Source organism: Halomonas sp. LMYGS-3 (assembly GCF_059509875.1).
In genome coordinates this window covers 22,567-35,900 of the sequence record NZ_JCAKFQ010000022.1, presented here as the reverse complement: position 1 = coordinate 35,900, position 13,334 = coordinate 22,567, and the positions used below count along the sequence as shown (strand labels likewise).

General features: G+C 68.8%; 13 protein-coding genes. 7 read left to right on the top strand and 6 right to left on the bottom strand.

The window, feature by feature from the left end:
* Positions 1-36: 36 nt before the first annotated feature.
* From AC5W54_RS17185 to AC5W54_RS17170, 4 genes are all read left to right on the top strand, one after another.
* Positions 37-1,563, top strand: a complete 1,527-nt coding sequence (locus AC5W54_RS17185) for a leucyl aminopeptidase (RefSeq protein ID WP_495963322.1) — start codon at positions 37-39, stop codon at positions 1,561-1,563.
* Positions 1,564-2,022, top strand: coding sequence for a DNA polymerase III subunit chi (locus AC5W54_RS17180; protein WP_495963321.1), 459 nt, complete (start codon positions 1,564-1,566; stop codon positions 2,020-2,022).
* A gap of 320 nt (positions 2,023-2,342) precedes the next feature.
* Positions 2,343-5,207 (top strand): valine--tRNA ligase, encoded by a 2,865-nt coding sequence (locus tag AC5W54_RS17175; protein WP_495963320.1) that lies wholly within the window; start codon positions 2,343-2,345, stop codon positions 5,205-5,207.
* A 13-nt stretch (positions 5,208-5,220) separates the two neighbouring features.
* On the top strand, positions 5,221-5,958 hold the full coding sequence (locus AC5W54_RS17170) for a phosphatase PAP2 family protein (RefSeq protein WP_495963319.1): 738 nt from the start codon (positions 5,221-5,223) through the stop codon (positions 5,956-5,958).
* Positions 5,959-6,045: 87 nt separating this feature from the next.
* Here the strand turns inward: AC5W54_RS17170 and AC5W54_RS17165 are convergent, their stop codons facing one another.
* Positions 6,046-6,495: an META domain-containing protein gene (locus AC5W54_RS17165; RefSeq protein WP_495963318.1), complete on the bottom strand. Its 450-nt coding sequence runs from the start codon at positions 6,493-6,495 to the stop codon at positions 6,046-6,048.
* A gap of 116 nt (positions 6,496-6,611) precedes the next feature.
* Between AC5W54_RS17165 and AC5W54_RS17160 the strand changes: the two genes are divergently transcribed.
* Positions 6,612-7,016 (top strand): DoxX family protein, encoded by a 405-nt coding sequence (locus AC5W54_RS17160; RefSeq protein ID WP_495963317.1) that lies wholly within the window; start codon positions 6,612-6,614, stop codon positions 7,014-7,016.
* Here the strand turns inward: AC5W54_RS17160 and AC5W54_RS17155 are convergent, their stop codons facing one another.
* Positions 7,017-7,457: a VOC family protein gene (locus AC5W54_RS17155; protein ID WP_495963316.1), complete on the bottom strand. Its 441-nt coding sequence runs from the start codon at positions 7,455-7,457 to the stop codon at positions 7,017-7,019.
* A 172-nt stretch (positions 7,458-7,629) separates the two neighbouring features.
* On the opposite strand from AC5W54_RS17155, the gene AC5W54_RS17150 reads away from it, so the two are divergent.
* Both AC5W54_RS17150 and AC5W54_RS17145 read left to right on the top strand, forming a co-directional pair.
* Positions 7,630-8,169, top strand: coding sequence for a DNA-3-methyladenine glycosylase I (locus AC5W54_RS17150; RefSeq protein WP_495963315.1), 540 nt, complete (start codon positions 7,630-7,632; stop codon positions 8,167-8,169).
* Between the two features lie 62 nt (positions 8,170-8,231).
* Complete coding sequence (locus tag AC5W54_RS17145) at positions 8,232-9,308, top strand: metal-dependent hydrolase (protein ID WP_495963314.1); 1,077 nt, start codon at positions 8,232-8,234, stop codon at positions 9,306-9,308.
* 116 nt (positions 9,309-9,424) lie between these two features.
* Here AC5W54_RS17145 and AC5W54_RS17140 read toward each other — a convergent pair whose 3' ends face one another.
* From AC5W54_RS17140 to metE, 4 genes are all read right to left on the bottom strand, one after another.
* Positions 9,425-10,027, bottom strand: coding sequence for an FMN-dependent NADH-azoreductase (locus AC5W54_RS17140; RefSeq protein ID WP_495963313.1), 603 nt, complete (start codon positions 10,025-10,027; stop codon positions 9,425-9,427).
* A 150-nt stretch (positions 10,028-10,177) separates the two neighbouring features.
* A complete protein-coding gene (locus AC5W54_RS17135) occupies positions 10,178-10,507 on the bottom strand; it encodes a hypothetical protein (RefSeq protein WP_495963312.1) in 330 nt (109 codons plus the stop codon).
* Positions 10,504-10,923, bottom strand: a complete 420-nt coding sequence (locus AC5W54_RS17130; RefSeq protein WP_495963311.1) for a hypothetical protein — start codon at positions 10,921-10,923, stop codon at positions 10,504-10,506. The genes AC5W54_RS17135 and AC5W54_RS17130 overlap by 4 nt, the downstream gene beginning before the upstream one ends.
* A 101-nt stretch (positions 10,924-11,024) precedes the next feature.
* Entirely contained in the window at positions 11,025-13,322 is a 2,298-nt protein-coding gene (gene metE / locus AC5W54_RS17125) for a 5-methyltetrahydropteroyltriglutamate--homocysteine S-methyltransferase (RefSeq protein WP_495963310.1), read from the bottom strand.
* Positions 13,323-13,334: the final 12 nt, after the last annotated feature.

The following is a 13,334-nucleotide window of genomic DNA, read 5'->3' as shown; positions in this document are numbered from 1 at the left end:
TCCAGAATCCCCCTACGCTTGTCTTGTGGAGACACCATGGAATTCCCAGTTCAGACGGGCAATCCCGTCAAGACCGAGACGGCCTGCATCGTGGTACCGGTGTTCAAGGATGGCGACCTGCTGCCCGCCGCCACCAAGCTCGACGATGCCAGCGAGCGGCTGATCGGCCAGTTGATCGAGCGCGGTGATTTCGAGGCCAGACTGGGCAACGTGCAGCTGATTCCCTTCGCCCCCGGGGTCAGCGCCGAGCGCCTGCTGCTGGTGGGGCTTGGGGAACGTGACAAGTGTCGGGAGGGCGCCTTCCGCAAGGCCCTGGACGCCGCCTTCACTGCCCTGGCCGGGCTGCGGGTGGATGACGCCGCCGTGGCCTTCACCGACGTGCCGCTGCCCGACCGCACCTGCGACTGGAAGGCTCGCATGGTCGCCGAGGCCGTCCAGCGTGCGGTCTACCGCTTCAATGAATTCAAGTCGGAGCCGGCACCTTCCCCCCGGCTCGAGCGCGTCACCCTGCTGGTCAGCGAGAACGGCGATGCCGACTCGGCCCGCGAGGGGGCCCGCATCGGCAAGGCCGTGGGCGAAGGCGTCGCCTATACCCGCACCCTGGGCAACCTGCCGGGCAACGTCTGCACCCCGCGCTACCTGGCCGAGCAGGCCGAGGCCCTGGGCGAGGCCTCCGGCGGCGCGCTCAGCGTGGAGATCCTCGACGAGGAGGCGCTCGAGCGCCTGGGGGCCCACAGCCTGCTCTCGGTGGGCCGTGGCAGCGCCGAGCCCTCGCGGCTGATCGTGATGAAGTACCACGGCGCCGAGAGCCCCGACGAGGCGCCCCACGTGCTGGTGGGCAAGGGCATCACCTTCGATACCGGCGGCATCTCGCTCAAGCCCGGCGAGGCCATGGACGAGATGAAGTTCGACATGTGCGGGGCGGCCAGCGTGTTCGGCACCGCCAAGGCGATCCTGGCCATCAAGCCGAAGCTCAACCTGGTGTTCCTGGTCGCCGCCGCCGAGAACATGCCCGACGGCCGCGCCACCAAGCCCGGCGACATCATCAAGACGCTGAAGGGCCTGTCGGTGGAGGTGCTCAACACCGACGCCGAGGGCCGCCTGGTGCTGTGCGACGCCCTAACCTATGCCGAGCGCTTCGAACCCGCCAGCGTGGTCGACATCGCCACCCTCACCGGGGCCGCGATCATCGCCCTGGGGCATCACGCCACCGGCCTGCTCTCCAACGACGACGACCTGGCGCTGGACCTGCTCGATGCCGGCGAGACCGCCTGGGACCGCGCCTGGCACCTGCCGCTGTGGGACGAGTACCAGGAGCAGCTCGACTCCAACTTCGCCGATCTGGCCAACATCGGTGGCCGCCCGGCGGGGACCATCACCGCCGCCTGCTTCCTCTCGCGCTTCGCCGACAAGTTCCCCTGGGCCCACCTGGACATCGCCGGCACCGCCTGGACCTCCGGCAAGCAGAAGGGGGCCAGCGGGCGCCCGGTCGGCCTGCTGACCCAGTACCTGCTCGACCGCGAGGAAGAGGCCCGTAGCGTGGAGAACGGCAACGAGCTGTAGATGACCCGCATCGACTTCTACATCCTGCCCGACACCACCCTGGACGCGCGTCTCGGCTTCGCCTGCCGCCTGGCCGAGACCATCCAGCGCAAGGGCTACCGGCTGCACCTGCACGCCGAGGACGAGGCCATGGCCCGGGAGCTGGACGACCGGCTCTGGACCTTCCGTCCCGACGCCTACCTGCCCCACGCCCTGGTGGACAGTCCCCTGCTCGGCAGCGAGCCGGGGCAGGACGTGCCGGTCACCATCGGCTGGGAGGGCCCGCCGGCGCCGGATGCCCCGATGCAGGCGCTGCTCAACCTGCACCCCGGCATCCCCGAGTGGTTCTCGCGCTTCGAGCGGGTCGCCGAGATCATCAACCAGCACCAGCAGGTGCTGACTGCCAAGCGCGAGTGCTGGCAGACCTACAAGCAGCGGGGGTATCCGGTGAAGGCCCATCAGCTGCGCGGCCAGGGCTAGCAACGTTAGCGCCTCCGGGCCGCCCGTCTTGCTCGACGTTTGCGGTATTTTCGCTGCATATGTCGGCGGCATGGCCCCTTGGGGGTCAGACCCCAGCCGAACCAGCAAGCCCTCTGTCATGCACATGACGAGCGGCTTCGACACCGCCGGGGTCTGACCCCAAAGGGACCGCCAACGCTGGAGGCTCACTCTCTGCGCGGGCAGTGAGGCTGACGCCAGGTGCCCCCTCGCGTTATAATTACCGCCATTTTTCGTCGCCATCTCCTGCCATCCGGCCACTTAAGCTAGCCGGAGGTGATCATTTCTGGATCCAGACCCCCATGGACAAGACCTACCAACCCGAGCAGATCGAATCCCGCTGGTACGAGCGCTGGGAGGCCGACAACCGCTTTGCCCCCTCGGGCGAGGGCGAGCCCTACTCGATCATGATCCCGCCGCCCAACGTCACCGGCAGCCTGCACATGGGCCACGCGTTCCAGGACACCATCATGGACACCCTGATCCGCTGGCGGCGCATGCAGGGCCGCAACACCCTGTGGCAGGTGGGCACCGACCACGCCGGCATCGCGACCCAGATGCTGGTCGAGCGCAAGGTCGCCGCCGAGGAGGGCAAGAGCCGCCACGACCTGGGGCGCGAGGCGTTCATCGACAAGGTGTGGGAGTGGAAGCACGAGTCCGGCGGCCATATCACCCGTCAGCTGCGCCGCATGGGGGCCAGCGTCGACTGGAGCCGCGAGCGCTTCACCATGGACGACGGCTTCTACCAGGCGGTGCAGGACGTCTTCGTGCGCCTCTATGAAGAGGACCTGATCTATCGCGGCAAGCGCCTGGTCAACTGGGACCCCACCCTGCACACCGCGATCTCCGACCTCGAGGTGGAGAACCGCGACCAGCAGGGCCAGTTCTGGCACTTCCGCTACCCGCTGGCCGACGGCGTGACCACCGACACCGGCCTCGATCATCTCGTCGTCGCCACCACCCGCCCCGAGACGATGCTGGGTGATACCGGGGTGGCGGTGAACCCCGAGGATCCGCGCTATGCGTCACTGGTGGGCAAGGAGATCATCCTGCCGCTGGTGGGGCGGCGCATCCCCATCGTCGCCGACGAGCACGCCGACATGGACAAGGGCTCGGGCTGCGTGAAGGTCACCCCGGCCCACGACTTCAACGACTACGAGGTCGGGCGCCGCCAGGGTCTCCCGTTGATCAACGTCTTCACCCAGGACGCTGCGATCCTCGAGCGCGCCGAGGCCTTCGATATCCAGGGCCGGCCACTGCCGGACATCGACCCGACCCTGCCCGAGGCCTACGCCGGCCTCGACCGCTTCGAGGCCCGCCAGCGCATCGTCGCCGACATGGAGGCCGCGGGGCTCCTCGAGCGGATCGAGACGGTCAGCAACACTCTGCCCTACGGCGACCGCAGCGGCGACGTCATCGAGCCGCTGCTCACGGATCAATGGTTCGTGGCGGTGGAGACGCTGGCCAAGCCGGCCATCGAGGCCGTGGAGAAAGGCGACATCCAGTTCGTGCCGAAGAACTACGAGAACATGTACTTCTCGTGGATGCGCGACCTGCAGGACTGGTGCATCTCCCGCCAGCTGTGGTGGGGCCACCGCATCCCCGCCTGGTACGACTGTGATGGCAACGTCTATGTGGCGCGCACCGAGGCCGAGGCGCGCACCAAGCACGGCCTTGGCGCGGACGTGGCGCTGACCCAGGACGAGGACGTGCTCGACACCTGGTTCAGCTCGGGGCTGTGGACCTTCGGCACCCTGGGCTGGCCGGAAGAGACCCCGGAGCTCGCGACCTTCCATCCCTCCAGCGTGCTGGTCACCGGCTTCGACATCATCTTCTTCTGGGTCGCGCGAATGATCATGCTGACCCTGAAATTCACCGGCGAGGTGCCCTTCAAGCAGGTCTACGTGCACGGCCTGGTGCGCGACGGCCAGGGCCAGAAGATGTCCAAGTCCAAGGGCAACGTGCTCGACCCCATCGACCTGATCGACGGCATCGACCTGGAGGCGCTGGTCGAGAAGCGTACCGGCAGCCTGATGCAGCCCCAGAAGGCCAAGGCGATCGCCAAGGCCACCCGCGACGAGTTCCCCGAGGGCATCGAGCCCCACGGCACCGATGCGCTGCGCTTCACCTTCCTCTCCCAGGCCACCACCGGGCGCGACATCAAGTTCGACATGGGCCGCCTCGACGGCTACCGCAACTTCTGCAACAAGCTGTGGAACGCCTCGCGCTACGTGCTGATGAACGCCGAGGGGCAGGACACCGGTCTCTCTCTCGAAGGGCAAGGCGACGCGTCCGTCGAGTTGTCGCTCGCGGACCGCTGGATCGTCTCGCGCCTGCAGCAGACCGAGGCCCAGGTGACCCGCGCCATGGAGGAGTTCCGCTTCGACCATGCGTCGCAGGGGCTCTACGAGTTCGTCTGGAACGAGTACTGCGACTGGTACCTGGAGCTCTCCAAGCCGGTGCTGTGGGATGACGAGGCCTCGGCCGAGGCCAAGCGCGGCACCCGCCGCACCCTGGTGCGCGTGCTGGAGGCGATCCTGCGCCTGGCCCACCCGATGATGCCTTACATCAGCGAGGAGATCTGGCAGCGCGTGGCACCGCTGGCCGGCAAGGCCGCGGGCGACGGCAGCGAGTCGATCATGGACCAGCCCTGGCCACAGCCGGAAAGCGACAAGCTCGACGAGGCCGCCACCCGCGACATCGAGTGGCTCAAGGGGGTGATCGTCGCCGTGCGCAACATCCGCGCCGAGATGAACATCGCCCCGGGCAAGCCGCTGGAGGTGCTGCTGACCAAGGGCGGCCCGGCGGATCGCGAGCGGCTCGAGGCCAACCGCCCGTTCCTCGCCAAGCTGGCCAAGCTCGAGCGCGCCACCTGGCTCGACGATCCCGCCCAGGCGCCCCTCTCGGCCACCCAGCTGGTCGGCGAGCTGGAGGTGCTGGTGCCCATGGCCGACCTGATCGACAAGGAGGCGGAGCTGGGCCGGCTCGCCCGGGAGATCGACAAGCAGGACAAGCTGATCGGCGGCATCGAGAAGAAGCTCGCCAACGAGAGCTTCGTCGCCAAGGCGCCGGCGGCGGTGGTCGAGAAGGAGCGCAGCAAGCTCGCCGACTTCCAGGCCACCCGCAACCTGCTGGTCGAACAGCGCGACAAGATCGCCGCGCTGTGAGGAAACGCCACACATGATGACGCTGACCAAGCCCTCCTTCTCACCCGGCCGCATCCTGCTATGCAACCTGCTGGGGGCGATCCTGATCGCGAGCTGGCTCTACCCGAGCCTGACCTTCTGGGACGAGCTCGACGATGCCGTCTTCTTCCTCACCAATGCCTGGCTGGAGGACGTCAACACCCTGTGGGTGACGATCGTGGCCGCCAGCAACCACCGGCTGTTCGACGTGTTCAGCCTGCTGGTACTGCTGAGCATCTACCTGTGGGCGATCGACCGCGACCCGGAGCCTCGGCACCGGATGCTGCGCTGGGGGGGGATCGGCATCACCATGCTGCTGGCCGCGGTCTTCATCGCCCAGGGGGTCCGCCTGGTGGTGCCCTATACCCATCCGAGCCCGACGGTGGTGTACGAGGACGTCAACCTGGTGACCCAGATGGTGGGCTTCTCCACCAAGGACAGCTCCAGCAGCAGCTTTCCCGGCGACCACGGCGTGAACCTGCTGCTCTTCACCGCCTTCATGTGGCGCTTCGCCGGCCGCAAGGTGGCGCTGGCGGGCATCCTGGCGGCCGTGCTGCTCAGCGCCCCGCGCATCCTCAGCGGTGCCCACTGGTTCAGCGACATCTATTTCGCCGCCATGGCCATCAACCTGGTCATCGCCCCCTGGATCCTGCTCACACCGCTGGGCCCGGGACTCTCACGCGCGATCACCGCCGGCATGATCAAGGTGCGTCACGCCTTGCCCGGACGCTGAATCAAGCCAGCAAGCGCAAGCGCGGGCCTCGGCCCGCGCTTGCCTTCTGCGGGAAGCAGGCTGCCACGCACAAGACGCCGCGCGCTCTCAGTCGGCGCGGCGCCAGCCGCCCAGTACCCGCTGGTCCGGCCCGAAGAACACCAACCGGTCATGGTCGATCAGGTAGCGGTAGGCGTTCTCCATCATCCCCGTGACGCGCCGGGCATCGGCCGCCTGGGGGCAGGCGCGGCGGGTCGTCGCGAGCTCGGTGAACTCGATGCGATTGCCCTCGCCCAGTCGCACCCGGCCATTCAGCGGGTTGCAGCCGTCGCTGCCGCTCACCCGGCCGTCCGGCGCAACCACGAAATGAGGGGATTCGGGCATCGAGAGGCGCTCGTCGGTCCCCACCAGCAGCAGGTTCCAGCGCGGCCCCACGACCGGCCCCTCCAGCGCGGCCGTCCGGCCGCCGGGGTCGGGCGCGGGGCGGCTGCTGCAGGCGGCCAGCGTGAGCGCCCCCAGCAGCACGACGAGCGGCTTGGCGAAGCGATTGATCGTCATGGTATCTTCCTTGAGGCTTCACAGCGGTTCATGCCGATGCTCGGCACCGAGCGCCAAGCTTGCATCAGCCGGCGCCCGCAGACAATTCCCCCCTGCTGCCCGACAAGGATCCCGTCATGCTCCATGCCCTCCACAACGACGCCCTCGGCAAGCTGATCCTGCGCCTGACGGTAGCCGGCCTGCTGCTGCCCCACGGCCTGACCAAGCTGCTCAACCCGGGCAGCCTGACCTGGATCGGCAATACCCTCTCCGCCCAGGGACTACCCAGCTTCCTCGCCTACGGGGTGCTGATCGGCGAGGTGCTGGCCCCGCTGATGGCGTTGATCGGCTGGCAGACCCGCATCGCCGGCCTGCTGATGGCCATTAACATGGTGGTGGCGATCTTCCTGGCCCATATGCACCAGCTCACCGAGTTCACCAGCAACGGCGGCTGGGCCCTGGAACTGCAGGGGCTCTTCCTGTTCGGCGCCGTGGCCATCGTCTTCCTCGGCAGCGGGCGTATGGCCTGGCGCCCGGATTGATCACCAGGTGCCGGTATTCTCCATCGACACCCAGGGCTCCTTCGGGGGCAGGGCGTCGCCCTTCTGCAGCAGTTCGACGGAGATCCCGTCGGGGCTTCTGACGAAGGCCATGTGGCCGTCCCGGGGCGGGCGGTTGATGGTGACACCCCCCGCCTGCAGCCTCTCGCAGAGGGCATAGATGTCGTCGACCCGATAGGCCAGGTGGCCGAAGTTGCGGCCGCCGGTGTAGGTTTCCGGGTCCCAGTTCCAGGTCAACTCCAGCTCCGGGGCCTTGAGCTCGGCGGAGCGGCCCTCGTCCTCCGGCGCGGCGAGGAAGACCAGGGTGAAGCGCCCCTTCGCGTTCTCCTTGCGCCGCACCTCCTTGAGCCCCAGAAGGTCGCAGTAGAAGTGCAGCGAGGCGTCGAGGTCGCTGACGCGGACCATGGTGTGCAGGTACTGCATGGCGATGTCCTTCTCCTGGGTCGTGGATCGGCGAGTGCAGGCGTTGAATATCTCGGAAGGGCGGTCGACACGGCCGGGGGCTGTGTGTCATGACGCCTGCTCCCGGGGTGTAATAAGGTAGACTGGTATTGTCGGCAATCCGACCTTTCCCTGCCAAGATCGAGAGCCATCGATGAGCCATTATTGTGACCTGGCGCCGGGCCATCCGTTTCACGGCCCCTACCACGACCACGAATACGGTTTCCCGGTCGCCGACGACACCGCGCTCTTCGAGCGCCTGGTGCTGGAGATCAACCAGGCGGGCCTCTCCTGGCTCACCGTGCTGAAGAAGCGTGAGGCCTTCCAGCGTGCCTTCGACGGCTTCGCGATCGACCGGATCGCCGCCTATGGCGAGGCCGAACGCGAACGCCTGCTGGCCGATGCCGGCATCATCCGCAACCGCCTCAAGGTCGAGGCGACGATCCATAATGCGCGAGTGATCCAGCGGCTGCGCGACGAGCACGGCAGCTTCCGCGCCTGGCTCGACCAGCACCATCCCCGGCCCCACGCCGACTGGGTGAAGCTCTTCAAGCGCACCTTCCGCTTTACCGGCCCGGAGATCGTGAAGGAGTTCCTGATGAGCACCGGCTACCTGCCCGGCGCCCACCACGAGGCCTGCCCGGTGCAGGCCCGGATCCTGGCCGCCGGCCCGGCCTGGGTGCGGCGACCGTGAGCGGGAAGCGCTCGCGGCCCGGCGTATCACCACAAGGCCGACACTCGCCAGGGAGCTGAACCATGGATCCTGTCACCCAGGTGGCGCTGGGCGCCTCGGTCGGCGGTGTGGTACTGGGGCGCCGGCTCGGCCGCAAGTCGCTGCTGATCGGGGCGGCGCTGGGCACCCTGCCCGATCTCGACGCCCTGATCGACTATGGCGATGCCGTGGCCAGCGTCACCGAGCATCGCGGCTTTTCCCACTCGCTGTTCGTGCTCACCGGGCTCGGCACCCTGCTGGCGCTGCTTACCTGGCGACTGCGCGCGGCCCGGGCGATCCCGCTGTGGCACTGGTGGGGCTTCTATGTGCTGTGCCTGGTCACCCATCCGCTGCTCGACGCCCTGACCACCTACGGCACCCAGCTATGGTGGCCGCTGGACCTCAGGCCCACGGCCTACCCCATCGTCTTCATCATCGACCCGCTCTACACCCTGCCGCTGCTGCTCGGCCTCGGCGTGGCCCTGATCACCGGCAACGGCCGGCGCGGCCCGGGCTGGGGCCTGGCCCTGGCCAGCGCCTACCTGGTCTTCGCCTTCGGCACCAGGCTGTGGGTGGAGAGTCGCCTCGAGCCGCTGCTGGCCGAGCACGACCTGCAGGACGCCCCGCGCCTGGTGCAGCCGACGCCCTTCAATACCCTGCTGTGGCGGGCCACCGTGATCGACGGCGACGCCCACCATGAGATCCTGGTCGGCCTGCTCGACGGTACCACCTCGCCGCTGCTGGAGACCTATACCCGGAGGGCCGAACTGGAACCGCTGGCCCTGGAGAGCGAGCGCGGCCGACGCCTGGACTGGTTCGCCGGCCCCTTCCTGCGCTACGAGGTGCGCGAGCTCGACGGCCACGAGACGCTGGTGGCCACCGACCTGCGCCTGGGCTTCCCCGGCTTCCACCCCTTCGCCTTCACCCTGGCGACCCACGAGGACGGGGCGTGGCGGCCGGTGGCCGAGAGCGTGCAGCTGGCCAGCCCCGACCAGGCCGACGGCGAACGCCGCGCGGCCCTCGGCCGGCTGGTGCAGCGCATCCGCCGCCCCGAGCCACCGCTGTGCACCAGCGACTTCGTGACCGGGCAGTGGGTGGTCGAGCGCGCCGAGGCCTGTTAGGGAAGCGCTGATTTATTGCTGCGCTCGATATCCTGGCCGGCGGCGGGTGCCATACGCCGACGGGGCGGCCGAATGGCCGCCCCGCTCGCGTATCGTGCTCCACTCGGTCGTCGAGGCTACAGGCGTCCCACCAGGCCATCGATGGCCTGCTTCGCCTCCTTCAGCGAGGCCTCGCGGTGGCCCTCGCCCATGGCGAGACCCTCGGCGTAGACCACGTCGACCTCGGTGATACCGATCAGGCCCAGCATGCCCTTCAGATGCGGGGTCTGGCTATCCAGCGCCGTGCCGGCGTACTGGCCGCCGCGGGCCGCCAGGATCACCGCCCGCTTGCCCTCGACCAGCCCCTGGGGGCCGTTCTCGGTATAGCGGAAGGTCTCGCCGGCACGCAGCACCCGGTCGAACCAGGCCTTGAGCTGGGACGGGATGCCCAGGTTGTAGAGGGGCACCGCCAGCACCAGCACGTCGTGGTCGAGCAGCTCGCCGATCAGGCCATCGGAGCGCGCCGCCAGTTCGCGTTGCTCGGCCGTGCGCTCGGCGGCCGCCACCTGCCAGCTGCCGAGCTCGGCCAGGCCCAGGTGGGGCAGCTCCTCGGCCACCAGGTCGCGGGTGGTCACGTCGAGGTCGTCGCGTGCGGCGGCACGATCGATGAAGTGCCCGGCCAGGGTCTGGGAGTGACCGCCGAGAATGGAAGAGGTGAGAACGAGGGCGCGGGTGGTCATGGCGATCTCCTTGTGTCGTTAACAGGATAATGATCGCCATTCTAGGTGGTTTTTTTACAACGAAAAGCGCAAAAATCCGCGCAATTCATTCGATAAAAGCGAAAGCTCGGGACCGTTAGGCGCGCCACGAGCGAACACAGGTCGTGCGCGTCAAGGGGCGATGCCCTGCCCGCATCCCCTGTACTGCTCGCCGTCGATGGTCAGCGTCACCCGGGCCGGGAAGGGTTCGCCGCTCATGTCGTCGAAGCAGGCCTGCCCCTCGATGCGCAGCTCGAACGGGGTGTCGGCCCGGCCGCTGGCCAGGATCATCCGCCCTGCACCGTTGTCCAGGGTGGTGACCCGATACGGCAGGGTCAGCTGCCGGCTGCCGTAGTCGAGCAGCAGGTCGATCTCGGGCACGTCGCTGGGCAGGCTGGCCACCCAGCCCGGCTCGTTGCCCCGGGCATGGAACATCACGCCGGGACGGTCCCGTCGGGTCAAGGATTTGCGTACCTGATCGCGGGTGCAGTCGAGACGGCCGCGGGGCCCCTCCACCACGGCCTCCTCGCCCTTGTTCCAGAAACTGATTCGCCCTGCTGATAACGGGCCCCACTGGCCACCACCGCCGGCGGCAACCGCCAGGCGCCGTGGGCCGACCAGAGCCGCAGCTCGTCATCGGGCAGCGCCGTGACCAGGTCCTGGGCCGGGGCGCAGCGCCAGCCGACGAACGCCTCGGCGCCGCCGGCGAAGAAGGCCGAGGGCATCAGGGGCGCCGCGGGTTGCACGACCTTGCCGTCGGCGGCGGCAAGGTCGGCGACCTCGGGGCGCGCCCCCTCTCCACCCGGGCTGGCGGCACAGCCGGCAAGCACCAGGGTGGCACCGAACAGCAGAAGAGAAACAGCAGAAGGACGAGACATGGCGGCTCCTTGCAGGGTGTCGTGTTCCTGAGTGGTGCCAGAATACCAGCGCTCGATGCCTGGTGCTCCGCCAACCGCCCCCTCCTGCTCAACGCCCGGGCTCAGCCGTGACGCCGCCGCAGCACCCGCGCGGCCTCGACCATGTTGGCCAGCGCCGGCTCCACCTCGGCCCAGCCGCGGGTCTTGAGGCCGCAGTCCGGGTTGACCCAGAGCCGCTCCAGCGGAATGCGCTCGGCCGCCTTCTCCATCAGCTGAACCATCCAGTCCACCTCGGGGATGTTCGGCGAATGGATATCGTAGACCCCCGGCCCGATCTCGTTGGGGTAGGAGAACTCGCGGAAGGCATCGAGCAGCTCCATGTCGGAACGCGAGGTCTCGATGGTGATGACGTCGGCGTCCAGCGCGGCGATCGAGGCGATGATGTCGTTGAACTCCGAATAGCACATGTGGGTGTGGATCTGGGTCTCGTCCCTGACCCCAGCCGCCGTCAGCCGGAAGCACTCCACGGCCCAGTCGAGATACGCCTGCCATTCGCCCTGGCGCAGCGGCAGTCCCTCGCGGAGCGCCGGCTCGTCGATCTGGATGGCCCGGATGCCGGCCGCCTCCAGGTCCCGCACCTCGTCGCGCAGGGCCAGGGCGATCTGGCGGCAGGTGGTCTCGCGGGGCTGGTCGTCGCGCACGAAGGACCACTGCAGCATGGTCACCGGGCCCGTCAGCATGCCCTTCATGGGCTTGTCGGTGAGCGACTGGGCGTACTGGCTCCAGCGCACCGTCATCGGGCCGGGGCGGCTGACGTCGCCGAAGATCACCGGCGGCTTGACGCAGCGCGACCCATAGCTCTGCACCCAGCCGTAGCGGGTGAAGGCGTAGCCCTCGAGCTGCTCGCCGAAGTACTCGACCATGTCGTTGCGCTCGGCCTCGCCGTGCACCAGCATGTCGAGCCCCAGCGCCTCCTGGCGCGCCACGGCGTGGGCGATCTCCTCGCGCATGCGCGCCTCGTAGACCTCAGCCTCCAGCTCGCCGGCCTTGACGGCCCGCCGGGCCGCCCGGATCTCCGCCGTCTGGGGGAAGGAGCCGATGGTGGTGGTGGGAAACAGCGGTAGCTCCAGCACCCGCCGCTGGATGGCTGCCCGCAGCGGGTAGGAACCGACGCGTTCGGCGTCGGCCGCCCTCCCCCGGGCCAGGCGCTCGGCCACCGCCGGTCGATGGATGCGCACCGAGTCCCGGCGCGCCTGCAACGCCAGGGTGGCGGCCTCGACGCGCTCTCGGTCCTGAGCCGTGGCACGGCCGTCGAGCAGGCGCGCCAGCGTCACCACCTCGTCGAGCTTCTGGCGGGCGAAGGCCAGCCAGCTCCTCAGTTCGACATCGAGCTCGGTTTCGGCGGCGAGGTCCACCGGCACGTGCAGCAGCGAGCACGACGGCGCCAGCCACAGCCGCCTGGCCAGGCGCATGCGGGCCGCCGCGAGTCGCTCGTGCAGCAGCGCCAGGTCGGCCCGCCAGATGTTGCGGCCATCGATGGCACCCACCGACAGCACCTTGTAGGCGGGCAGGCGGTCGAGCACGGTGTCGAGCTGCTCCGGGGCGCGCACCACGTCGATGTGCAGGCCTTCCACCGGCAGGTTCACCGCCAGGTTGAGATTGTCGCCCAGGCCGCCGAAGCAGGTGGCCAGCAGCAGCTTGACGGGGGCTCGGCCGAGCACGCTGTAGGCGGCCTCGAAAGCCTGGTGCCAGACCAGCGGCAGGTCCTGTACCAGCGCCGGCTCGTCGAGCTGTACCCACTCCACGCCCTGCTCGGCCAGCCGCGCGAGGATCTCGCCGTAGACCGGCAGCACGGCCTCCAGCAGGCTCAGGCGATCGAGCCCTTCGTCCCGGGCCTTGCCCAGCCACAGCCAGGTCAGGGGGCCAAGCAGGGTGACCTTGACCGGGTGGCCGGCGGCCCGGGCCTCGGCCACCTGATCGAACAGCCGCGAGCTTGCCAGGCGGAAGGTCTGGCCGGCGTGGAGTTCGGGCACCAGGTAGTGGTAGTTGGTATCGAAGTACTTGGTCATCTCGCAGGCCGCCGCCGGGGTACCGGTCGGTGCCCGCCCGCGGGCCATGCGGAAGGCGGTATCCAGCGTCACCTCGCCGCGGGCCACCTCGTCGTCGGCCGCGAAGCGTTCCGGCACCGCACCGAGCAGCAGCGAGACGTCGAGCACCTGGTCGTAGAAGGCGAAGTCGCCCACCGTCACCAGGTCGAGCCCCGCCTCGCGCTGGGCCGCCCAGTGGCGTGCGCGCAGCTCACGGCCGGTGCTCTCCAGGGCGTCGAGGTCGATCTCCCCCTTCCAGTAAGCCTCGGTGGCCTTTTTCAGCTCTCGGTTCGCCCCGATGCGCGGATAGCCGGCAATATGAGCCATGGTCATGATGTGATCCTT

Coding starts and splice junctions, on each gene's coding strand:
- metE (WP_495963310.1), bottom strand. CDS start 13,322: ATGACCATGGCTCATATTGCCGGCTATCCGCGCATCGGGGCGAACCGA.
- AC5W54_RS17145 (WP_495963314.1), top strand. CDS start 8,232: ATGGATCCTGTCACCCAGGTGGCGCTGGGCGCCTCGGTCGGCGGTGTG.
- AC5W54_RS17185 (WP_495963322.1), top strand. CDS start 37: ATGGAATTCCCAGTTCAGACGGGCAATCCCGTCAAGACCGAGACGGCC.
- AC5W54_RS17170 (WP_495963319.1), top strand. CDS start 5,221: ATGATGACGCTGACCAAGCCCTCCTTCTCACCCGGCCGCATCCTGCTA.
- AC5W54_RS17165 (WP_495963318.1), bottom strand. CDS start 6,495: ATGACGATCAATCGCTTCGCCAAGCCGCTCGTCGTGCTGCTGGGGGCG.
- AC5W54_RS17140 (WP_495963313.1), bottom strand. CDS start 10,027: ATGACCACCCGCGCCCTCGTTCTCACCTCTTCCATTCTCGGCGGTCAC.
- AC5W54_RS17175 (WP_495963320.1), top strand. CDS start 2,343: ATGGACAAGACCTACCAACCCGAGCAGATCGAATCCCGCTGGTACGAG.
- AC5W54_RS17160 (WP_495963317.1), top strand. CDS start 6,612: ATGCTCCATGCCCTCCACAACGACGCCCTCGGCAAGCTGATCCTGCGC.
- AC5W54_RS17130 (WP_495963311.1), bottom strand. CDS start 10,923: ATGTCTCGTCCTTCTGCTGTTTCTCTTCTGCTGTTCGGTGCCACCCTG.
- AC5W54_RS17150 (WP_495963315.1), top strand. CDS start 7,630: ATGAGCCATTATTGTGACCTGGCGCCGGGCCATCCGTTTCACGGCCCC.
- AC5W54_RS17155 (WP_495963316.1), bottom strand. CDS start 7,457: ATGCAGTACCTGCACACCATGGTCCGCGTCAGCGACCTCGACGCCTCG.
- AC5W54_RS17180 (WP_495963321.1), top strand. CDS start 1,564: ATGACCCGCATCGACTTCTACATCCTGCCCGACACCACCCTGGACGCG.